Origin of the sequence: Prevotella sp. P5-92, from assembly GCF_002251245.1 — a bacterium.
GTDB lineage: Bacteria > Bacteroidota > Bacteroidia > Bacteroidales > Bacteroidaceae > Prevotella.
In genome coordinates this window covers 1-853 of the sequence record NZ_NPJG01000105.1, presented here as the reverse complement: position 1 = coordinate 853, position 853 = coordinate 1, and the positions used below count along the sequence as shown (strand labels likewise).

1 pseudogene is annotated in these 853 nt (G+C 43.8%); it reads left to right on the top strand.

The window, feature by feature from the left end:
* A pseudogene (locus CIK99_RS10445) lies at positions 1-215 on the top strand (DDE transposase); the annotation flags it as partial.
* Positions 216-853: the final 638 nt, after the last annotated feature.

The window sequence follows — 853 nt, the reverse complement described above, 5'->3', positions numbered from 1 at the left end:
GGGAGGAAGACTATGTCCGCAAGGAACTGGCAAGAGTCAGGGCCACTCAGATGGAAGGCTCGTTCGGAACACAGAAAGAGCATTACGCCATGCGCAGGATCAAGGCCAGGAAGAAGAAAACAGAGATACTGTACATCTTCTTTGGCATCCACACAGCGAACGCAGTCCACCTGGCGGGGCGTCTGGCTGGGCTGCAAGAGACCAAGGCGGCATAAGAGACATCTGAAACGGAATTAAGATGGAGTCCTCCGAAGAGGACTCCTAATCTGTTATCGGCAAAGGTAGCAAATACACGACTTTGGAGTGCCGTTATACCAGCAAAAGCAATTAAAACTGGTCGCACGGAGCATCAAGATACCAAGCTGACCTCTATGCGTCCACGACTGAAAGAATTAAACGACAATCCCTAGTATAGGTTCTGTGTTAATCCCTGTTAAAAGTGGTTCTTCTGCAATTTAGTTGAAGAGCACATGTTCCAGTATGAGTTTATTCTTCGACAGATTGATACGTCGATTATTATTACTATTGCGCCAAAATTAACATATTCGCACAATGGAAGGAATAAGAAAGCATCATCGTTCACTTGTCAACTGAATACCCTATAAGAGTTTCCCACACCCACAGAAGCAGCTGTAGTGGGGATTGACTCTTTTAACAATAGATATTAAACAATTATCCTTTAGGTATTTCGCTCTTTCTGCTTAAAAAGCGTTAATCCATAGGTTTCTTTTTGAAATCTTGATCACATCTGAGAATGCGTTCCAAGTCTTGCCTTGTTTCTTCATCTGCCATAGCCCTCTCAAGCAGGTCATCCAGTGTGGAATCAAAGAGACTCGCAATTTTCTCAAGCAAT